Origin of the sequence: Methylobacterium sp. FF17 (genome assembly GCF_025813715.1) — a bacterium.
In the GTDB taxonomy this organism is placed as follows: domain Bacteria; phylum Pseudomonadota; class Alphaproteobacteria; order Rhizobiales; family Beijerinckiaceae; genus Methylobacterium; species Methylobacterium flocculans.
In genome coordinates this window covers 3,009,996-3,030,254 of sequence record NZ_CP107532.1, presented here as the reverse complement: position 1 = coordinate 3,030,254, position 20,259 = coordinate 3,009,996, and the positions used below count along the sequence as shown (strand labels likewise).

Below are 20,259 nucleotides of genomic sequence, written 5' to 3'. Positions count from 1 at the left end.
AATACTTATGCAACCAAGCATAGTCTTGAATAAATTCGGTTTGTTCGCCTTATGTTAATGATCGAATTCCCTGAGTGCCTAATCTCTCGCCATACCTGCTCACGGGTTGCAACGTTTGGAGGCTCGCCTTGACGACGATTTCCGGCACGAACAGCAACGACCAGCTCATCGGCACGAATGCCGATGACATCATCATTGGGCTTCTCGGCAACGACACCATCTCGGATCCCGCCGGCTTCAACCGGATCGATGGCCAGGACGGCAACGATACGATCACGGGCGGGGTGGACTTGGACTTCATCGCCGGTGGCCCCGGGGACGACGTCATCCGCAGTGGTGCCGGATCCGATCAGGTGATCGGCGAGGCGGCTAACGACATCATCTATACCGAGGACGGCGACGATTACGCGGCGGGGAATCCCGGCGACGACATCCTCTACGGCGGCAACGGCAACGATTTCCTCGTCGGCGAAGCAGGCCGGGATGCGGTCTACGGTGAGGCAGGCAACGACTTCCTCGCCGGCGGCGACGATGACGACCGCATCGAGGGTGGCGACGGCGACGACCTCGTCGACGGCGATCTCGGCCACGACACCCTGCTCGGCGGCGCCGGCACCGATCTGGTCTTCGGCGACTACGGCGATGACCGGATGTCGGGCGGTTCCGGCGTCAACACGCTCGATGGCGCGATCGGATACGACACCGCGAGCTTCCAGTTCCAGTTCGGCTCCGCTGGAGCGATTACCTCAGCGGGCTCTCTCGCGGTGATTGCGGGCGCGGACAGCCTTGATACGGTGAAGAACACCGAGGTATTCGAGTTCCAGGACAGGACCATCGTCCAGGCGGACGGTCACGCCGGTGTGGACGATCTCTTCTACCTCAGCCGGAATGGGGACGTCTTCTCGGCGGGCCTCGACGCCGATACGCACTTCGCCGAATACGGATGGCGGGAGGGCCGCGACCCGAACGCCTTCTTCGACACCAAGGGTTACCTCGCTGCGTATGGCGACGTCGCCGCAGCGGGCGTCGATCCTCTCGAGCACTATCTGACCTACGGCTGGAAGGAAGGACGCGATCCCTCCGCGAACTTCGATACCAAGGCGTATCTGGCGCAGAACGGGGACGTCGCTGCCGCTGGGCTCAACCCGCTCCAGCACTTCCTCGAATACGGTGCCGGCGAGGGCCGCCAGGCAGTGGCAGGCGACGGTGTCTTCGCCCAGGCGACGGGTATCGGCATCTACGTCTGAGCTGGCAGCGATCGTCGGCTTCACCAGAACGCAGCAAACGGCCCCGCGCATCCCGTATGCGCGGGGCCGGCCGCATGTCGGCCGGCCGCGCGCCGATGCGGTGGTGAGCGTCAGGGCTCGTCGCGCGATCCGTCGACGGGCGCAGCGACCTTCTCGATATCCAGGGAGAGGTGAGCGCGATAGAGCACCGCCGCCGTGTCGCTGCGCACGATCGCCAGGTAATCCTGCCGTTCGGTATCGGCGCTGAATTCCTGGGCGATCTTGGCCATGATCCGTACGAGTTTTCCGCGCACGGCCGATTCGTCGGCCAGTTCGAAGCCGACCTTGTCCTTGACGAAGTGGGCTCCGTCGTGAAGATCGATGAAATAGCGGGGCATGAAAATCGGGCACCTGTGGGAATTCATCCCACCACTCTGATTAACCTAAGCGGTTCACGGCCGCAGCGCAATCGCCGGCCATGACTTCCGGCCCACCCGTGCATTTCTGTCACGCAGCATGAACCCCTGCGGCTTGACGGGGAACGGGACAGGACGCAGCCGCATGCGGTAACACGGCCTTCCTCCTGCGAATCCTGGCCGCCTTGATGTTCTTTCCGCTGTCGAAGCTGCTCTACTTCCTCATCACGCCGTCGAACGCCCTCACCCTTCTGGTCCTGGTGGGGATCGGCCTCGCGGCGGCTGGGTGGCTACGGCTCGGGCTCGGCCTCGGTGCTTTCGGAGCGATCCTGATCCTCCTCGCCGGGCTCTCGCCGCTCGCCAATCTGGCCGCGCTCCCCCTGGAGGAGCGCTTTCCGTCCTTTACCGACGACGGAGAGCCGGTGACCGGGATCATCGTGCTCGGGGGGGCCATCGACACGCGAACCTCGGCCAACCGGCGCCAACTGGTCCTCAACGATGCCGGCGAGCGCCAGATCGCGATGGTGGCGCTGGCCCGGCGTTATCCGCAGAGCCGCCTCGTCTTCACAGGCGGAAGCGGGAGCCTCGGGGGCAGCCTCGCCTCCGAATCGGAGATCGTCGGGCGCTACGCCGACGAGATGGGCCTGCCGCGCACCCGCCTGATCCTCGAAGATCGTTCCCGCAACACCCACGAGAACGCGGCCTTCACGGCCGACATGGTCAAGCCGAAGCCGGGCGAGCGCTGGCTTCTCGTGACGTCGGCCTGGCACATGCCGAGGTCGATCGGCTGCTTCCGCCAGGCCGGATTCGACGTCACCGCCTACCCGGTGGATTATCGCACCGGGGGCTGGGGCGATGCGTGGCGCCTGAACAGCTTCACGTCCGATGGGCTGATGACCCTCGACCTCATGACCAAGGAATGGATCGGCCTGATCGCGTATCGGGTCGCGGGCTACACCGACGCCTGGCTGCCGGCGCCTCAGGCCTCGTCGCTGTCGGTCGCGACCGGGCCGAGCCGGTAGATCCCGCGGAAATCGTCCGGATCCTCGACGGGCTTGCCCTTGCGCAGGATCGCGACCTCGCCCGCCTTCGTCATGCGCACGGCCACGCGCCGGACCGGCTGCATGAGCGGGCTCCAGTTCTCCGGGTGTGGACCGCCGAGTTCGCGCGCCACTTCGGAGGGACACACGGTCTTGCCGGCGCCGCGCTCGGCGACGAAGCGGAGGATCGTCTCGGCGATGACCTCCTCGGATGGGCCCTTCCGCTCGGGCCGGCCCGTGGCCTTCGCCGCCGGGGGCGCGGGCTTCGGGGCCGGCCTCGGCTCGGGGGCCGGCTTCTTCGGGGAGGAGGTGCGCTGGCGCGTCGGCTTCTTGGGAATCGTCATGGCTTCCACCCCTGCCCTGTCCCGTCGTCTTCCGCCAGGAGGGCGGCGCGAATTCGTGAGGCGAATTGTCGGCGCCACATCACCAGTACCACTGCCGTGGTGGTGAGCATGAGCAGCCAGGGGCTGACGAACCAGCCGAGATAAGCGAGCGCGAAGAAGAAGGCGCGCTGCCCCCGCGCGAAGTGGCTGCCGGCGGCGAGGTTCATCGCGGCGGCCTTGCGGGCGGCGCGTTCCATCTCCTCCTTCGACGCCCCGGAACCCTTCGGCGGCACCGCGCCGAGGAGGATCGCGCCGTAATTGAACAGCCGGTAGGCCCAGGAGAACTTGAAGAACGCGTAGACGAACACGACCGCCAGTCCCGCGACCTTGATCTCCCAGGTGGCCCGCGTGGCGATGCTGCCGAAGGGCAGCGCCCCGAACAGGGTCAGCACGTCGTCCCCGGAGCGCGACAGGGTGAGCACGCCGCCGAGGGCGATGAGGGAGGTGGAGGCGAAGAAGGCGGTGCCGTTCTGGAGCGAGGCGTTGATGGTGGTGTCCACCACCCGGTTGTCGCGTCCGATGAGCTGGCGCGTCCATTCCACGCGCTGCGCGTTCATGATCTGGCTGAGGCTGGTACGCCGCCCGCGCATCCGCGCCACCGCGATACCGTATCCGGCCCAGGCGGCGATGAAGTAGCTCAACGCCGCGAGGTCGAGGAAGGAGAAGTCGGGATAGAGCATCGCATCCGGTCTCGCGGCGTGGGGTCGGCCGCCTGCGCCGGGCGCTACGCGGATGCCGACGCGCTGTCCAGGCACGGCACCGGACGGTTCGTTTCAGCGGATCGCGAATGCGCCGTCCGGGGCATCGCCCGCGCACTCCGTCACCGCGACCTCCGTCACTCGCGCCGACGAAGGTCCCTGCCGGCACGCCTCCAGCACCGTCGCGACGGCGTCCGCTGGCCCCGAGAACAGGGCCTCCACGGAGCCGTCCGCCCAGTTGCGCACGTGGCCGGACAGGCCGAGGCGCCGCGCCTCGCCCTGCGTCCACAGGCGATAGCCGACGCCCTGGACGCGCCCCCGGATCACCACCGACACGGTACGGATCGAATCGGTCATGGCCGCGTCTCCCGGGCTCCCCGCCCCTCACCCTGCGGCCCGCGCAGCCAGGTGCGCAACTCGGCCCGATACGCGAGCGGCAGTTGCGCGGCCTCGGCTGCCGCCAGCACCGATTCGAGGTAGCCCGGGCGCGGTGCTCCCGCAGCGCTGGTCCGTCCGAGATAGATCAGCGCCCGCTTCGAGCCACCCTGCACCGAGACCGGCTGGGTCGCCTTGCTGTAGAGGCCCGACGCCACGCCCTCGTAGCGGTCGAGGGCCGGGACATCGCTCAGGGACAGGTCCCAAAGCACGCCCCAGACACAGGCGCGGGGATCGCGCACCACCGAGGCGTAGCCCTCGCGCATGACGATGAAGCGGTGCCGGTTCAGCCGTCCCTGCCCGATCAGCGTCGAGCGGGGGCAGCGCGTCGCCATGGCGGCGGCGTCCATGTTGGCGCCGTAGGCGAAGTAGAGGGGCACGATGCGTCAGGCGAATTCCAGAATCACCGCGTCGACCGCAAGGCTGTCGCCCTCCTTGGCGGCGATCTTGGCGACCGTGGCGTCGCGCTCCGCCCGCAGCACGTTCTCCATCTTCATGGCCTCGACGATGGCCAGCGCCTCGCCGTTCTTCACCTCCTGGCCTTCCTTCACCAGGATCGCCTTGACGAGGCCCGGCATCGGGCAGAGCACCTGCTTGCCGGAGCCGGCATCCTCCTTGACCGGCATCAGGGCGGCGAGTTCCGCCTCGCGCTTCGTGTAGACCCGCGCCTCCGCCGCCGCGCCCGCATGCTGGAGGGCGACGCCGTTGAGCAGGCCGCGCACCTGCATGGCGACGCGGGTGCCGGCGATCTCGCCCTGCCAGACCGGCTCGCCGGGTCGCCAGTCGCTAGAGACCGTCCAGCTGTTCCCGTCCTCGGACCGCACGATGAGGGTGCCGCCGACGGCCTCCACGGTGACCGGATAGGACTCGCCCGCCAGCACCACGACCCGGTCGCGCTCGAAATGCAGCAGGGCAGGGTCGCGCATCTGGCCGGAAATGCCGCGCTTGCGCTGGTTCAACTGATGGTCGATCGCCGCCGCCGCCGCTGCCATGCGCCGGGCGATCTCGCCCTTCGGCTGCGGGGCCACGAACCCATCCGGGAACTCCTCGGCGATGAAGCCGGTGGAGATGTTGCCCGAGCGCCAGCGCGGATGCGCCATCAGGGCCGACAGGAACGGGATGTTGTGGCGGATGCCCTCGATGGCGAAGGCGTCCAGCGCCTCGCCCTGCGATTCGATGGCCTCGGCCCGGGTCGGCGCCCAGGTGACGAGCTTGGCGATCATCGGATCGTAGTGGATCGCGATCTCGCCGCCCTCCTCCACGCCGGTGTCGTTGCGCACGGTGGCGCCGCCGAACTGCCCCTCGGCCGGCGGCCGGTAGGTGGTCAGGCGCCCGATGGAGGGCAGGAAGTTGCGGGTGGGGTCCTCGGCATAGACGCGGCTCTCGACGGCCCAGCCGTTCAGCTTCACGTCGTCCTGGGCCAGCGGCAGCTTTTCGCCGGCCGCGACCCGGATCATCAGCTCCACGAGGTCGAGCCCCGTGATCATCTCGGTGACCGGGTGCTCCACCTGGAGGCGGGTGTTCATCTCGAGGAAGTAGAACGACTTGTCCTGGCCGGCGACGAACTCCACCGTGCCGGCGGAATCGTAAGCCACGGCGCGTGCCAGCGCGACGGCCTGCTCGCCCATCTTCCGGCGGGTGGCCTCGTCGAGGAGCGGCGAGGGAGCCTCCTCGATGACCTTCTGGTTGCGGCGCTGGATGGAGCACTCGCGCTCACCGAGGTAGATCACGTTGCCGTGCTTGTCGCCGATGACCTGGATCTCGATGTGGCGCGGGTCGGTGATGAACTTTTCCACGAAGACGCGGTCGTCGCCGAAGGACGAGGCGGCCTCGGACTTGGCGCGGGCGAAGCCCTCCGCCACCTCGCCGGCCGAATGCGCGATGCGCATGCCCTTGCCGCCGCCGCCGGCGGACGCCTTGATCATCACCGGATAGCCGATCTCGTCCGCGATGGTGACCGCGTGCTCGGGGCTCTCGATGACGCCGAGGAAGCCCGGCACGGTGGAGACGTTGGCGGCCGAGGCCGCCTTCTTCGATTCGATCTTGTCGCCCATCGCCGCGATGGCGCCGGGGTTCGGGCCGATGAAGACGATGCCGGCGGCCTCCAGGGCGCGGGGGAACGATTCGCGCTCGGACAGGAAGCCGTAGCCGGGATGCACCGCCTGCGCGCCGGTCTGCCGGCAGGCCTCGATGATCTTCTCGGCGAGCAGATAGGACTGCGCCGCCGGGGCCGGACCGATATGCACGGCCTCGTCGGCCATGGCGACGTGCACCGCATCGCGGTCCGCGTCCGAGTAGACCGCCACCGTCTTGATACCCATGCGGCGGGCGGTCTTGATGATGCGACAGGCGATCTCGCCACGATTCGCGATCAGGATCTTCTCGAACATCTTTCCGCGCACTCTGGTCGATCAGGGAGGGTCCGGCGCCTGAAAACGCCTAAGCTCGTCCCCGTTAAAGCAGTTACGCGGCTACGGGAAGCTGATGGATCAGAGGCTCTCCGGAGTTTTCACCGGTGCAGTGCGATGATCACTGCGTGCGTTGCACAAACGAATTTTGTATACCTGATGGGACGATAGGGTCGCCGTGGTCCGGGCGACACCCGCGCTCAGGCGGCGAGCCGCATCGGCCGCACAGTGACCACCTCGATGCGGCGGTTGGCGTCGAGCGCGAAGGCGATCAGGGCCTCGTCGCTGGCCTGGGCCTCGCGGACGACCTCGCGGGCGATCCGGACGGCGAGCCGGCTCGGGCCGCTGCCGTTGCGCAGGGAGGCAACGAGCCAGCGGGCGATCTCGGCATCGATATAGCCGGTCGGCCGCTCGCCCCAGACCGCGAAGTCCACCACCGCGGTGACGAGGTAATCGCCGAAGGCCGTATCGGTCGCGGCCACGACCCGGTCGAGGGCGATGAGCATGTCGGCTTCGTCGCGGTTGGTCAGTCCCTCGGGGAGGACGTGGCGGGTGAGCGCCTGGACATCGTCGGCGGTGATGCGGCCGGCGGCGACGATGCGGTCACAGAAAACCTGAAGCGAAAGGTTGATCATTGCTTGATACCTCCCCGGCTTTGTCTTGGCCGGTCCATGTGTCCGTCGATAGATTGACTATGCAGGACGGCATCGCTCAAGCGGTTAACAGCCAAATCTGAATCCGCGTTCAGGTTAAAGCCTGCTCACGAAGGAGCCTTTCGAAAGAATGACCCGGGACCGTCGCCGTGGCACCGCGGCGCGCTCAGTCCTCGGTTCCGGGGCCGAGGATTCGCATGTCGATACGCCCCTGCGCGTCGTGGAAGACGTCGTAGGTCACCCGGTCGGCGATCGTGTTGTCCGCGCCGAGGATGAGCACCTTCGGCTTGCGGGCCATGACGTCCGCGATGTCGCCGTAGGTCGTGGAGGCGATGATGACTTCGTCGCCGACCTGACAGGTCCGCGCGGCGGCCCCGTTCAGGATGCAGCAGCGCGAGCCGGCCTCGCCGTAGAGCACGTAGGTGCTGATCCGCGCGCCCGACATCTTGTTCCAGATCTCGACGAATTCGAGCGGGTCGAGCCCGACCTCCCGGCAGAAGTCGGCATCGAGGGTGATCGAGCCGTGATAGTTCAAGTCGGCACCGGTCACCCGGAGGCCATGCAATTTGGCGCGGACGAAACTCTGCATCTTATCCCTCGTGCGGCTGCGCCGGTGCGTCTCCGCCGGCCGTCGATATCCGTTGCGCCGGCCGAAGAGATTCGCGCCGTCGAACCGGCTTCTACACGGGCAAACGATCCGCAAGGCAAGCCGACGTGGCGGGGGCGCCACCTTCCGCGCGCCAAGCGGAGCGGCGCGGGAACGGGGTGGGCCGAAGAGGGCTTGGTGACCTGAACCTTGCACAACCTGCGTCGGGCGGGCATCCCGGCGTCGCGGACCGCGCGCAGACGTGGCACATCTGCTCCGCGTTCTTCCGACGGGGGCAGATCGCGATACCGCCGGAGGGACGACCGTGACGACGCTGTACGTGAGCCATCCCGCCGCCCTCGATCACGCGATGCCCGAGGGGCACCCGGAGCGGGCGGACCGGATCCGCGCGGTCGAGCGGGCCCTGGAGGACGAGCGCTTCGCCGGCCTCGTGCGGGGGCTCGCCCCGAAGGCCGGGCCGGAGGTGCCGACCCTGGTCCACCCCGTGCCCTACGTGCAGGCCCTGATCGAGGCGGCGCCGAGCGAGGGCTACGTGCAGATCGACGGCGACACGCTGATGTCGCCCGGCACTCTGGAGGCGGCGTTCCGCGGCGTCGGCGGGGCGGTGCACGCGGTCGACGCGGTGATGGCGGGCGAGTGCGCCAACGCCTTCGTGGCCATGCGCCCGCCCGGACACCACGCCGAGCGCATGACCGCGATGGGGTTCTGCGTCTTCAACAACGCCGCGATCGCAGCCCGCCACGCCCGCGAGGCCCATGGCGCCACCCGGGTGGCGATCGTGGATTGGGACGTCCATCACGGCAACGGCACGCAGGACATCTTCTGGGACGACAAGTCCGTGATGTACGCCTCGACCCACGAGATGCCGCTGTTTCCCGGCACGGGCGCTGCCTCGGAGCGCGGCAACCACGACACCATCGTCAACGTGCCCCTGCGAGCCGGCGACGACGGCGCGACGTTTCGCGAGGTGTTCGAGGCCGGCATCCTGCGGCGGCTCGACGCTTTCGCGCCAGACCTCGTCATCATCTCGGCGGGCTTCGATGCCCACCACCTCGATCCGCTGGGCCACGTCGCCCTCACCGAGGCCGATTTCGGCTGGGCCACCCGCCGCCTGATGGAGCTCGCCCACCGCCACGCGGGCGGGCGCGTCGTCTCGGTGCTGGAGGGCGGCTACAGCCTCAAGGGGCTCGGGCTGTCCGTATCCGCCCATGTGGACGCGCTGATGGGGCGGTGAGGAGGCCTCGCCTCTGCCACAGCCAGACGAAGCTCACGGTAAGGAGGCACCGTGAGGGCGAGCACTCCGCCGCTCGTCGGTGCGGCGCATCGTCGTTTCCGCTCCGTGCCTTCGGGATGGCCAACCCGGCAGATCCCGGAAGCGACGGTGACGCCTCAGCCTTCCAGCCGCTCGTCGCCCAAAAATTCGATCCCGAATCCCGACAGGCCCACATAGGCCCGCGACGAGGTCGCGAGGTTGCGGATCGAGGCGACGCCGAGGTCGCGCAGGATCTGGGCGCCGAGCCCCACCTCGCGCCACTGCGCGACGCGCTGGGCCTCCGAGCCCTCCTCCGGGAAGGGCTTGAGGGGCACGCCGGCGGTGCCGTCGCGCAGGTAGACGAGGATGCCGCGTCCCTCCTTGGCGAAGCGGCGCATCACCGCTTCGATCTGGCGCCCGCCCTCGATGACGTCGGCGACCACGTTGGAGCGGTGCAGGCGCACCAGCACGTCCTTGCCGTCGCCGATCTGCCCGTGGACGAAGGCGAATTGCTGCACGGTCTCGAACGGCGTCGAGTAGGCGTAGCCCGTCATCTCGCCGAACTCGGTCTTGACCGGGAAGGTGCCGACCCGCTCCACCAGGGTCTCGCGGGACTGACGGTAGGCGATGAGGTCGGCCACCGAGACGCGGCGCAGATTGTGGGTCTCGGCAAACGCCGTGATCTGCGGCCCCTTCATCACCGTGCCGTCGTCGTTGGCGAGCTCGCAGATCACGCCCACCGGGGGCAGGCCCGCGAGCTTGCAGAGATCCACCGCCGCCTCGGTATGGCCCGAGCGCATGAGCACGCCGCCATCCTTGGCGATGAGCGGGAAGACGTGCCCGGGACGCACGAAGTCGTTCTCGCCCATATTGCCGTTGGCGAGCGCGCGAACCGTGTTGCAGCGCTGCTCGGCCGAGATGCCGGTGGTCAGCCCGTGCTTGGTGTCCACCGTCACGGTGAAGGCGGTCCCCAGCGGCGCGTCGTTCGAAGCCACCATCGGGTCGAGGCGCAGGCGCCGCGCCTCGGCGCGGGTCAGGGGCGCGCAAACGATGCCGCAGGTGTTGCGGATGATGAAGGCCATCTTCTCCGGCGTGCAGAGCGACGCGGCGACGACGAGGTCGCCCTCGTTCTCGCGGTCGTCGTCATCGGTGACGACGACGATCTCGCCGCGGGCATAGGCCTCGATGGCCTGCGTGACATGGGTGTGGGGCAAAGGCTGTCTCTTGACGTTTCGCGGATCGACGGCGGCGGGCGTCGGGGGGTCAGACCCGCACGCCGACCTGCCCCCGATGGCGCAGATAGTGATCGGCCAGCACGCACGCCATCATGGCCTCGGCCACCGGCACGGCGCGGATGCCGACGCAGGGGTCGTGGCGGCCCTTGGTGATGAGGTCGACGTCGCGGTTGTCCCGCGTCACGCTCATGCGCGGGGTCAGGATCGACGAGGTCGGCTTCACGGCGAAGCGGCAGATGATCGGCTGGCCCGTGGAGATGCCCCCGAGGACGCCGCCCGCATGGTTGGCGAGGAAGGTGGGCGCATCGGCGTTGCCCGAGCGCATCTCGTCGGCGTTCTCCTCGCCGCGCAGGGCGGCCGAGGCGAAGCCGTCGCCGATCTCGACGCCCTTGACGGCGTTGATCGACATCATCGCGGCGGCGAGATCCGCGTCGAGCTTGCCGTAGATCGGCGCACCGAGACCGGGGGGCACGCCCTCGGCCACCACCTCGATCACCGCACCCACCGACGAACCGTCCTTGCGGATGCCGTCGAGGTACTGCTCGTAGAAGGTCGCGGTCTCCGGATCGGGGCAGAAGAACGGGTTGGCGTTCACCGCTTCCCAGTCCCAGCGCGACCGGTCGATGGCGTGGGGTCCCATCTGCACCAGGGCGGCGCGGATGGTGACGCCTTCCGGCAGCACCTTGCGGGCGACGGCACCGGCGGCGACTCGCGCGGCGGTCTCGCGGGCCGAGGACCGTCCGCCGCCGCGATAATCGCGGATGCCGTACTTGGCGTCGTAGGCGTAATCGGCATGGCCCGGCCGGTAGCTGTCGCGGATCTCGGAGTAATCCTTCGAGCGCTGGTCGGTGTTCTCGATCTCCAGGGCGATCGGCGTGCCGGTGGTGAGTTGGACACCACCCGTGCGATCGTCGGCGAAGACGCCGGACAGGATCCGGACCTGATCCGGTTCGCGCCGCTGGGTGGTGAAGCGCGACTGTCCGGGCTTGCGCCGGTCGAGCTCCGCCTGGATGTCCTCCGCCGACAGGGCCAGTCCGGGCGGACAGCCATCGACCACGCAGCCGAGGGCGACCCCGTGGCTCTCGCCGAAGGTGGTGACGCGAAACAGGTGTCCGAACGTATTATGCGACATGGCGCTCCCGCTCTAGCGCGGGTTTGGCCGGAGGGCCAGCGCGGGGCCATGCACCGGTCGGGGGACGACCGTGTGCCAGAACACGCGCCGGGCCTCAGGCGTCCGGGCGCGCCAGCACGCCGCCCGTCGTCGGCGCGCGCACGCCCGTGGTCGACGGGAAGGTGATCGGCAGACCCTTGAGCGAGCGCACCGCGAGATGCGCGAAAGCCTGGGCCTCCAGGTAGGCGGACGACCAGCCGATGGCGTCCGCCGTCGTGATCTCGGCGCGCAGGTGGTAGTTCAGGAGGCGCACGAGTTCGCCGTTGCGGGCCCCGCCCCCGGCCACGATCCAGCGGGCCGGGATCTCGGGAGCATGGTCCAGGGCGCGCGCCACCGCGCGGGCGGTGAAGGCGGTCAGCGTCGCGGCGCCGTCCTCGGTGGAGAGCTGCCCCGCGAGCTTGTGCGAGAACCAGTTCCGGTCCAGCGACTTCGGCGGGCGCCGGGCGAAGAACGGATGGATCAGCAGCCAGGCCAGCAGCGGCTCGTCGGGGCGCCCGCGCGCGGCGGTGCGCCCGCCATCGTCGAGGGGGCGGCCGGTGCGCTCGCGCATCCAGTCGTCGATCAGCGCGTTGCCGGGGCCCGTATCGAACGCGATGACGTCGCCGTTCGCGGACAGGATCGTGGCATTGGCCACCCCGCCGATGTTGAGGATGCCGAGCGCCCCCTCGAACCCCGAGGCGCGGGCGAGCGCCTGGTGGAACACCGGCACCAGGGGCGCCCCCTGCCCGCCCGCCAGCACGTCGGCGTGGCGCAGGTCCGAGACCACGGCGATGCCGAGGCGGCGACTCAGGGCGGCCCCGTCGCCGATCTGCACGCTCATGCGCTGGTCCGGCCGGTGCACCACGGTCTGGCCGTGAAAGCCGACCACGTCGATGTCTGCGGGGGTGAGGCCGTTATCGGCAAGGAAACTCTCCACCGCCTCGGCATGGGCGGCGGTGACGAAGGCCTCCGCCTCGGCGAGGCAGCCCGGCCGGTCCTCGCGCGCGGTAACCCCTTCGGAATCGATCAGCGCCTGGCGCAGGAGAGCGCGGTCCTCGTCGGAATAGCCGCGATAGCCCGTCGGCCCGAGGGGTTCGAGGTAGCCGTTATGGCTCTGGACCACGCGCACGGTTTCGCCGTCCGTCTCGATGAGGGCGACGTCGACACCGTCGAGGGAGGTGCCGCTCATCAGCCCGATCGCGCGCATCATCGTCATGGTGCCCTCCCCGGGCCTTGATGCCCGTGCCTTCCTGAGCCAGCCCTGCTAAGAGCCGTCGCCAAACCCGCGCGGTGCTATCACGTGGCGTCAACTCCGTCCCGCGCGGCGAGCCCATCAGACCGGAACCCCGCATGTCCACCGATTCCGCCGCTCCCACCTTCGTGCCGCGATCCGATTTCCTGAAGGTGCTGAGCGAGCGCGGCTACATCCACCAGGGCTCGGATCTCGCCGGGATCGATGCGGCTGCGCTCGAAGGCCGGCTGACCGCCTATGTCGGCTACGACTGCACCGCCGCTTCGCTGCATGTGGGCCACCTCCTGTCGATCATGATGCTGCACTGGCTCCAGGCCACCGGCGGCACCCCGATCACCCTGATGGGCGGCGGCACCACCCGCGTCGGCGATCCGTCCGGCCGCGACGAATCCCGAAAAATCCTCACCCTCGAGCAGATCGAGGAGAACAAGGCCGGCATCCAGAAGACCTTTTCGCGCTTCCTGACGTTCGGCGACGGGGGCAACGCGGCGACCATGGTCGACAACGCCGAGTGGCTGACGAAGCTGAACTACATCGAGATGCTGCGCGACATCGGGCGTCACTTCTCGGTCAACCGCATGATGTCGATGGACAGCGTGCGCATGCGCCTCGAGCGCGACCAGGAACTCTCGTTCCTGGAATTCAACTACATGATCCTGCAATCCTACGACTTCGTCGAGCTGAACCGCCGGTACGGCTGCGTGCTGCAGATGGGCGGCTCGGACCAGTGGGGCAACATCGTCAACGGCATCGATCTCGGCCGCCGTATGGGCACACCGCAGCTCTACGGGCTGACCTGCCCGCTCCTGACCACGGCGTCGGGCGCCAAGATGGGCAAGACCGCCGCCGGCGCGGTCTGGCTCGATGCCGGGATGCTGAGCCCGTACGATTACTGGCAGTTCTGGCGCAACACCGAGGACGCCGATGTCGGGCGCTTCCTCAAGCTGTTCACCCTGCTGCCGATGGACGAGATCGCGCGCCTCGAATCGCTGCCGGGCGCCGGGATCAACGAGGCCAAGAAGGTGCTGGCGACGGAGGCGACCGCGCTGATGCACGGCCGCGAGGCGGCGGACGCTGCCGCCGAGACCGCGCGAAAGACCTTCGTGGAGGGCACGGTGGCGCAGGACCTGCCGAGCATCACGGTCTCGGCCGACCTCCTCGAGGCCGGCCTCGGCGTGCTCTCGGCCTTCGGCCCGGAATATTCGAAGCTCCTGCCCTCCACCAGCGAGGGGCGGCGCCAGGTCAAGAGTGGCGGCCTGCGCGTCAACGACGTGCCGGTGACGGACGAGCGCGCGGTGCTGCGCACCGCCGACCTGACGGCGGATGGCGTCATCAAGCTCTCCTTCGGCCGCAAGAAGCACGTGCTGGTCCGGGTCGGCTGAGGCGGACCCGGCGCGTTTCCAGCCTCAGCCCGCGCGCCGCTGTCGACCGACGAAATCGACGAAGGCGCGCAGCGGGGCCGGCAGGTAGCGGCGGCCGGGATAGTACAGGAACGGTCCGGAGAACCGCGGCCACCAGGGTTCCAGCACCGGCTCGAGGGCACCGCTGTCGAGGTGAGGCTGGAGCCAGTCCTCGAACAGGGTGAAGATGCCGACGCCCGCCACCGCCGCGTCGACGGCGAGGTCGGTGGCGGCTCCGACCCGCACGATCAGCGGCCCGGTGGGGTCGACCCGGACGACCTCGCCGTCCCGCTCGAATTCCCACGCCATCGTCGCGCCGCTGGCGAAGCGCCCGCCGATGCAGGCGTGGGCGAGCAGATCGCGCGGGTGCTGCGGGCGACCGCGCCTTTCGAGATAGGCCCGCGCCGCGACCGTGGCGAAGCGCTGCGCGCGCGGACCGATCGGGACCGCCACCATGTCCTGTTCGAGGCGCTCGTCGTAGCGGATGCCGGCATCGCAGCCGGCGGCCAGCACGTCGACGAAGCTGTCCTCGGCCACCACTTCGAGCCGGATATCCGGGTAGGCCGCCAGGAACGGCGGCACGATCCGGGGCAGCACCAGCCGGGCCGCGCTGACGGGTACGTTGAGCTTGAGGGTGCCGGCCGGCCGGTCCCGGAAGCCGTTGACCACGTCGACGGCCGCCTCCACCGCGCCGAGCGCAGGCTTCAGATTTTCCAGGAGACGCATCCCGGCTTCGGTCGGCACGACGCTGCGCGTCGTTCGGTTGAGCAACCGGACGCCGAGGCGCGCTTCGAGCCTTCGGACGGACTCGCTCAGACCCGACGCGCTGAGGCCGCTGGCGCGGGCGCCATCGCGAAAACCACCCGCCTCCGCGACGGCGACGAAGGCCGCGAGATCCCCGAGTTCCGTCATCGCTGTGCGCTCCCACGCATAGCCCGTGCGGATTAGACTATATTATCGCGCAGGCCTGAGCAGTCTAGAGGGTGGTCATCGCAGAGGAGAAACCCGATGATCGACCTCGACAAAGCCGGTACCTACAAGCTCGGTGACCGGACCGTGAAACGGCTGGGCTACGGCGCCATGCAACTCGCCGGGCCGCAGGTGTTCGGCCCCCCGAAGGATCGGAACCGGGCCGTGACTGTGCTGCGCGACGCGGTCGCCGCCGGCGTGAACCACATCGACACCAGTGACTTCTACGGGCCGCACGTCACCAACCAGATCATCCGGGAGGCGCTGCATCCCTATCCGGAGGATCTCGTCATCGTCACCAAGATCGGTGCGCGGCGGGGCCCGGACGCCTCCTGGAACCCGGCCTTCTCGGCCGACGACCTCACCCGGGCGGTGCACGACAACCTGCGGAATCTCGGGCTGGACGCCCTCGACGTCGTCAACCTGCGCATCATGCTCGACGTGCACGGCCCCGCCGAAGGCTCCATCGCGGAGCCGCTTCACGTCCTGGCCGACCTGCAGCGCCAGGGCCTCGTGCGGCATATCGGGCTGAGCAACGTCACGCCCCGGCAGGTCGCCGAGGGCCGGTCCATCGTCCCCATCGTCTGCGTGCAGAACGCCTACAACCTTGCGCACCGGGCGGATGACGCGCTGGTCGACGACCTCTCCTCGGACGGCATCGCCTACGTGCCGTTCTTCCCCCTCGGGGGCTTCAGTCCGCTCCAGTCGACGACGCTGTCCGGAGTCGCCGAGCGCCTCGGCGCGACCCCGATGCAGGTGGCGCTCGCCTGGCTGCTCGCCCGGTCGCCCAACATCCTGCTGATCCCCGGCACGTCCTCGCCCGAGCACCTGCGTGAGAATCTCGCCGCCGCCGACCTGACCCTGTCGGATTCGGTGATGGCGGAGCTCGACCGGATCGGGGGCCCAGCCGCAGCCGGCTGAATCGGCGCATTGTCCGCCGGGGCGGGCACGCCCCGGTGGACGCGTCCCTCAGCGCTCGGTCTCGTTCAGCTGCGTACCGGCCGACAGGCCGTCATTGCCGCCCCCCGCGCTGAAGAGCTTGCGCAGGATGCCCGGGGCGAGGGCCGAGAGCGGGTTCACGCTGACATCCGGCTTCGAGAGCCGCCCGGCGACCCGGAAGTTCAGGGCGAACAGGCCCTCGTTGCGGCCGCCGCCGAGGAGCTGCCCGAGGATGGGCAGTTGCGAGACCACGTTGTTCAGGCCGTAGAGGGGCACGAAGGTGCCGTTGATGTCGGCGCGTTCCTTGGCGGTATCGAGGAAGCCGGTCATCGTGAAGCCCATGGCGGGGTTCGAGATAGACGCGTCGCTGATGTCGATGCGGCTGCCGGTCCGGGTGAAGATGGCGCGCAGCCGGTCGAACTCCACGTCGGTCGCGGCATTCTGCACCACGTATTTCCGGCCACGGGCATCCACAACCTCGCTGGTGGCCGGGCCTTGCGCGACGATGCTCGACAGGGCGGGCTCGTTGCGCAGGGTGAAGTTGCGGATCTGGACGGAGCCCGGCTGCGGGCCATCGTTGAGGGTGCTGCTCATGATCAGCTTACCGCCGTACATGCGCTTGTAGATGTCGGCGAAACGCAGGGCGGAGCCCGCATCGAGGGTCTCGATGGCGATGCTCGTCCCCCCGCGTTCGCCGTGGGTGATCTGGGCGTTGAAGGGCACGCCCGTGAACTTGCCGAGGATGCGGCCGCTGCGGATGTCGCGCCCGCGCAGCGAGACCTTCACGCTCGCATTCGTCAGGGCCTCGCCGTTGAAGCCCGTGAGGATGCCGAGGCTGACATCGGCCTCGACGTCCTTGGGGCTCGCGTCGCGGCCGCCCTTCGGCTCCGGCCCGGTGAGGTTGCGCAGGAACGGCCGTGCATCGGCGACCGCCCCCTTCACCGACAGGCGGTAGCTGTTGCCGTTGCGGTCGACCTGCACGCGCATGTCGTCCCCGGCCGAGAGCTTGACCGTGCTGAGATCCGCCCGCTCGAAGCCTCCGTCCCCGTTGAGGCTGGCGCTGCCCCGCACGGTCACGGGGGCGGCATCGAGGGCGAGGTCGCGCAGGTCCAGGCTGCCATTCGCGCCCTCAATCAGGGTGAAGCTCAGGCGCCCGGGCTTCCCGACAGACTTCGTCACGCCCGGGATCAGGCCGTCGGACGCCGCGCGGGCGAGATCCGCCTCCACCCGGATCGGGGGCTTGCCGCCGCCCGACCGCCCGATCGGCACGTTGATCTTCACCGGGATCGTGCCGGACAGCTGGGGCGCCACCGGCAGGCCCTTGCGCGCCCGCAGGGTTTCGTCGAGGGCGAGACCGATATTGACCTCGCCCGCCCCGCCGGCCCGCGGCTGGCGCAGGTCCAGGGTCAGGGCGGAACCCATCACCCGGCCGTCGCCCTTCAGGATGAGCGTGCCGCCCCGGTCGCACTGGACGCTGAAGCGGCCGGCCTCGAGGCGCTCCTTGCCGAAGGCCTTGTCCACCGCGATGTCCGACAGCGATCCGGAGATCGTCACCGGCAGGTCGGGCAGATCCGGGATGTGCTTCAGGTCCAGGGGGAAATCGATCCGCAGGTCGGCATTGCCCTTCACGGTGGCCGGATCGGTGTCGATCCCGGTCAGGCCCTTGAACATCTTGGTCTGGAGCAAGGAGACCAGGGCATCGGCGCCGCCGCCGAGGCGCAGCCCGATCTGCGCCGTCACGGAATCGGGGGTGATCTTCGAGATGACGAAGGCCCCGTCCGAGATCCCCAGGGTCCGGTTGTCCGGCATGCGCAGGTCGGCGGTGACGTTGCGGATGTTGGTCGTCTGCCCCGTGATCGTGCCGATCAGCCGCCCCCGCGTCAGCGGCGGCGCGTCCGGGGTGACGGTCAGGGTCGCGTCCGAGATCGTGAAGTCGATATGGACCGCGTTGTCGGGCATCGGCTCGCCGCGCGTGGCGGCGGCCAGTTCCGCGCCGCTCATGTCCACGGTGATGTCGACGGTATTTACCCGGCCGCCGCGCAGGTTGTCCACGAGGTAGTTGCGGGCCGGCGGCGCCACGTGTTCCGGCCACAGGCGCAGGGCCATGCGCCCCTCGGTGTCGGACGCGACGATGCGCAGGGTCAGGCCGTCGTCGTCGGCCGCCGTCCCGATCGTCCCGGTAATCCGTCCATTGGCGGTGCCCGCCTTGACGGTGAAGTCGTCGATCACGACGCCCCCGGCCTTGCCGGTGAGGTGGGTCGCGATCGAATCGATGGCGACGGGCTTGTCGGCGGGATTGGCGCCGCGCAGCACCGCGTCCCGTCCCGCGAGCGCGAGGGTCCAGGCGGTGTCGGCCCCCGGCGGGGCGGCGGTCCAGGCTCCGGTGAGGTGGACCGCGTTACCGGCGCCGCGATAATCGAGGGCGTCGAGCTTCATGGCGCGCGCGCCCTCGTCCCAACTCACCTGGGCGCTGAGGCTGTCGATGGTGACGGGGTTGAAGTCCTTCTCCTCCACCAGGACGTTGCCGCCGCCGGTGCGGATCTCAGACGTCATCGTCTCGATGCGGCCGGCATCGATGGCCACATCCGCCTTGGCCGAAAGCTTCAGGTCGGTCTCGATCGGCAGCTTGGACTGTCCGGAGAGCAGGAGCAGGTCGCTGATCGGCAGGTCGTCGAGGGTGATCGTTCCCGTGCGCCGGGTTCCCCCGGCCTCGTGCAGGTCGCCGCCGAAGCGCCACTCGCCGTGCGGCCCGGCGATCCGCAGTTCGAACACCCGGGCATCCCGGACGGCATCGCGCCGGAACAGGCCGTTGACGTGTTCGAACACCGCGCGCTGGCGGGCATCGTCGTCGATCAGGGTGAGGCGTCCGTTGGTGATGCGGGCCCGGTCCAGGGCCCCGACGACGCCGGCGGAATCGAGCACGACGCCGAAGATCGACGCGACGGTGGCGGAGATCGGCGAGACCCGCCCCAGGGCGGCGTCCACGCTCGGAAGGGTCTGGGGCTCGACGGCGCCCGCCTGGTTCCCGTCGGAGGCGGCGAACGCGATGCTGCCGTCCCGATGGACCAGGGCGGTCATCTGCAGGTCGCGGAACTCGATGGCCCGGGGCAGGACGGAGAGCCGGAGCAGGCTCCAGGTATCGAGGCTGACCACGGCCTGCGGCGCGCGCAACACGAGCGCCCCCTCCGGATTGTGGATGTCGAGCCCGGCGACCCGCAGCGACAGGGCGTACTCCGCATCGATCTCGAGGGCGCTGTCGCTCAGGGCGACGAGCCAGCCCGGCCCGATGCTGCCGGCGATGGCCGAGGCCACCCGCTCGGACATGCCCTCGATCCGCATCGGACCGGCGCAGAGGCGCGCGATGACACCGCCGACGGCCAGGATGAGGACGAGCACGACGGTCGCGGCGAGCCAGAGCGATCGCCGCCGGCGGGCCGGCCGCACGGATCGGGAGCCTGTGGCCGAATCCTGGTCCATCAATCCTTGTGCCGCTGGATCGGAACGTCCCCTCGGGCTATCGAGCGGCTGTCCTACGGGTTTCAGCTTTCAAGACCGTTCCCTTCGTGCGGAATCGTCGGCCTCGCCTCGGCGCAACCCTGGTGACACACCATCAATCGGCCGAAAGGAAGGCATGATGCCCCTCGATACCGGAGATCTGGCGCCCGACTTCGCCCTGGCGGGCGCCGGCGGGGAAACGATCAGCCTCGGCGACCTCAAGGGGCGCAAGGCCGTGCTCTACTTCTATCCCAAGGACGACACGAGCGGTTGTACCCTGGAGGCCCAGGGCTTCAACGCCATAGGACAGGACTTCGCGGCGGCTGACACCATCGTGATCGGGGTCTCCCCCGATTCCGTGAAGAGCCACGACAAGTTCCGCGCGAAATACGGCCTGACCTTCCCGCTCGCCTCCGACGAGGGCAAGGCGATGCTGGAGGCCTACGGCGTCTGGGTCGAGAAGAGCATGTACGGCCGCAAGTACATGGGCGTGGAGCGGACCACGCTTCTCCTCGATCGGGAGGGACGCGTCGCCCGGGCCTGGCCGAAGGTCAAGGTACCCGGACATGCGGAGGAGGTCCTGGCCGCCGCCCGCGCCCTCGCCTGAGGGCGCCCCTCGGGGACGGATCCGAAACGCCGGGCTTCGCGGATCGTTAACCGTGTTTCGGGTAAGCGGACGTGGTGGATCAGGTCACGCGTCC

The 20,259-nt window shown here is 69.1% G+C and carries 19 protein-coding genes; 6 read left to right on the top strand and 13 right to left on the bottom strand.

Annotation, left to right across the window (positions count from 1 at the left end; all coding sequences use genetic code 11):
* Positions 1 to 128: 128 nt before the first annotated feature.
* Complete coding sequence (locus tag OF380_RS14240; protein WP_264045098.1) at positions 129 to 1,247, top strand: calcium-binding protein; 1,119 nt, start codon at positions 129 to 131, stop codon at positions 1,245 to 1,247.
* Positions 1,248 to 1,357: 110 nt separating this feature from the next.
* Here the strand turns inward: OF380_RS14240 and OF380_RS14235 are convergent, their stop codons facing one another.
* On the bottom strand, positions 1,358 to 1,624 hold the full coding sequence (locus OF380_RS14235) for a DUF6894 family protein (RefSeq protein ID WP_264045096.1): 267 nt from the start codon (positions 1,622 to 1,624) through the stop codon (positions 1,358 to 1,360).
* A 206-nt stretch (positions 1,625 to 1,830) separates the two neighbouring features.
* Here OF380_RS14235 and OF380_RS14230 point away from each other — a divergent pair, with 206 nt between their 5' ends.
* Complete coding sequence (locus OF380_RS14230; RefSeq protein WP_264051334.1) at positions 1,831 to 2,664, top strand: YdcF family protein; 834 nt, start codon at positions 1,831 to 1,833, stop codon at positions 2,662 to 2,664.
* Here OF380_RS14230 and OF380_RS14225 read toward each other — a convergent pair.
* From OF380_RS14225 to panD, 7 genes are all read right to left on the bottom strand, one after another.
* The gene (locus tag OF380_RS14225; protein ID WP_264051333.1) at positions 2,622 to 2,882 is read right to left on the bottom strand and encodes a DUF3253 domain-containing protein; all 261 of its coding nucleotides are present in this window, start codon (positions 2,880 to 2,882) and stop codon (positions 2,622 to 2,624) included. The genes OF380_RS14230 and OF380_RS14225 overlap by 43 nt on opposite strands.
* Before the next feature lie 140 nt (positions 2,883 to 3,022).
* Complete coding sequence (locus OF380_RS14220) at positions 3,023 to 3,745, bottom strand: DUF599 domain-containing protein (protein WP_264045094.1); 723 nt, start codon at positions 3,743 to 3,745, stop codon at positions 3,023 to 3,025.
* Positions 3,746 to 3,838: 93 nt separating this feature from the next.
* Complete coding sequence (locus tag OF380_RS14215) at positions 3,839 to 4,120, bottom strand: acylphosphatase (protein WP_264045092.1); 282 nt, start codon at positions 4,118 to 4,120, stop codon at positions 3,839 to 3,841.
* On the bottom strand, positions 4,117 to 4,578 hold the full coding sequence (locus OF380_RS14210; RefSeq protein WP_264045090.1) for a gamma-glutamylcyclotransferase family protein: 462 nt from the start codon (positions 4,576 to 4,578) through the stop codon (positions 4,117 to 4,119). The genes OF380_RS14215 and OF380_RS14210 overlap by 4 nt, the downstream gene beginning before the upstream one ends.
* A 6-nt stretch (positions 4,579 to 4,584) precedes the next feature.
* Positions 4,585 to 6,588 (bottom strand): acetyl-CoA carboxylase biotin carboxylase subunit, encoded by a 2,004-nt coding sequence (locus OF380_RS14205; protein ID WP_264045088.1) that lies wholly within the window; start codon positions 6,586 to 6,588, stop codon positions 4,585 to 4,587.
* 218 nt (positions 6,589 to 6,806) lie between these two features.
* The gene (locus tag OF380_RS14200) at positions 6,807 to 7,241 is read right to left on the bottom strand and encodes a hypothetical protein (protein ID WP_264045086.1); all 435 of its coding nucleotides are present in this window, start codon (positions 7,239 to 7,241) and stop codon (positions 6,807 to 6,809) included.
* Between the two features lie 184 nt (positions 7,242 to 7,425).
* The gene (gene panD, locus OF380_RS14195; RefSeq protein WP_264045084.1) at positions 7,426 to 7,848 is read right to left on the bottom strand and encodes an aspartate 1-decarboxylase; all 423 of its coding nucleotides are present in this window, start codon (positions 7,846 to 7,848) and stop codon (positions 7,426 to 7,428) included.
* Between the two features lie 322 nt (positions 7,849 to 8,170).
* On the opposite strand from panD, the gene OF380_RS14190 reads away from it, so the two are divergent.
* Positions 8,171 to 9,100, top strand: coding sequence for a histone deacetylase family protein (locus tag OF380_RS14190; protein ID WP_264045082.1), 930 nt, complete (start codon positions 8,171 to 8,173; stop codon positions 9,098 to 9,100).
* Between the two features lie 155 nt (positions 9,101 to 9,255).
* On the opposite strand, the gene ribB is transcribed toward OF380_RS14190, so the two are convergent.
* The 3 genes from ribB to OF380_RS14175 all read right to left on the bottom strand — a co-directional run bounded on the left by ribB (position 9,256) and on the right by OF380_RS14175 (position 12,719).
* Positions 9,256 to 10,332 carry a 3,4-dihydroxy-2-butanone-4-phosphate synthase gene (gene ribB, locus OF380_RS14185; protein WP_264045080.1) on the bottom strand — a complete coding sequence of 359 codons (1,077 nt, stop codon included), beginning with the start codon at positions 10,330 to 10,332 and terminating at the stop codon, positions 9,256 to 9,258.
* Between the two features lie 49 nt (positions 10,333 to 10,381).
* Complete coding sequence (gene aroC, locus OF380_RS14180; RefSeq protein WP_264045078.1) at positions 10,382 to 11,485, bottom strand: chorismate synthase; 1,104 nt, start codon at positions 11,483 to 11,485, stop codon at positions 10,382 to 10,384.
* 94 nt (positions 11,486 to 11,579) lie between these two features.
* Entirely contained in the window at positions 11,580 to 12,719 is a 1,140-nt protein-coding gene (locus OF380_RS14175) for an anhydro-N-acetylmuramic acid kinase (RefSeq protein WP_264045077.1), read from the bottom strand.
* A gap of 134 nt (positions 12,720 to 12,853) precedes the next feature.
* Here OF380_RS14175 and tyrS point away from each other — a divergent pair, with 134 nt between their 5' ends.
* Positions 12,854 to 14,137 (top strand): tyrosine--tRNA ligase, encoded by a 1,284-nt coding sequence (gene tyrS, locus OF380_RS14170; protein ID WP_264045075.1) that lies wholly within the window; start codon positions 12,854 to 12,856, stop codon positions 14,135 to 14,137.
* Between the two features lie 24 nt (positions 14,138 to 14,161).
* Here the strand turns inward: tyrS and OF380_RS14165 are convergent, their stop codons facing one another.
* The gene (locus tag OF380_RS14165) at positions 14,162 to 15,067 is read right to left on the bottom strand and encodes a LysR family transcriptional regulator (protein WP_264045073.1); all 906 of its coding nucleotides are present in this window, start codon (positions 15,065 to 15,067) and stop codon (positions 14,162 to 14,164) included.
* A 96-nt stretch (positions 15,068 to 15,163) separates the two neighbouring features.
* Between OF380_RS14165 and OF380_RS14160 the strand changes: the two genes are divergently transcribed.
* The gene (locus tag OF380_RS14160; RefSeq protein WP_264045072.1) at positions 15,164 to 16,045 is read left to right on the top strand and encodes an aldo/keto reductase family oxidoreductase; all 882 of its coding nucleotides are present in this window, start codon (positions 15,164 to 15,166) and stop codon (positions 16,043 to 16,045) included.
* A 48-nt stretch (positions 16,046 to 16,093) separates the two neighbouring features.
* Here the strand turns inward: OF380_RS14160 and OF380_RS14155 are convergent, their stop codons facing one another.
* The gene (locus OF380_RS14155) at positions 16,094 to 19,540 is read right to left on the bottom strand and encodes a DUF3971 domain-containing protein (RefSeq protein WP_264045071.1); all 3,447 of its coding nucleotides are present in this window, start codon (positions 19,538 to 19,540) and stop codon (positions 16,094 to 16,096) included.
* A gap of 157 nt (positions 19,541 to 19,697) precedes the next feature.
* On the opposite strand from OF380_RS14155, the gene OF380_RS14150 reads away from it, so the two are divergent.
* Positions 19,698 to 20,165 carry a peroxiredoxin gene (locus tag OF380_RS14150; protein ID WP_264051332.1) on the top strand — a complete coding sequence of 156 codons (468 nt, stop codon included), beginning with the start codon at positions 19,698 to 19,700 and terminating at the stop codon, positions 20,163 to 20,165.
* Positions 20,166 to 20,259 lie beyond the last annotated feature (94 nt).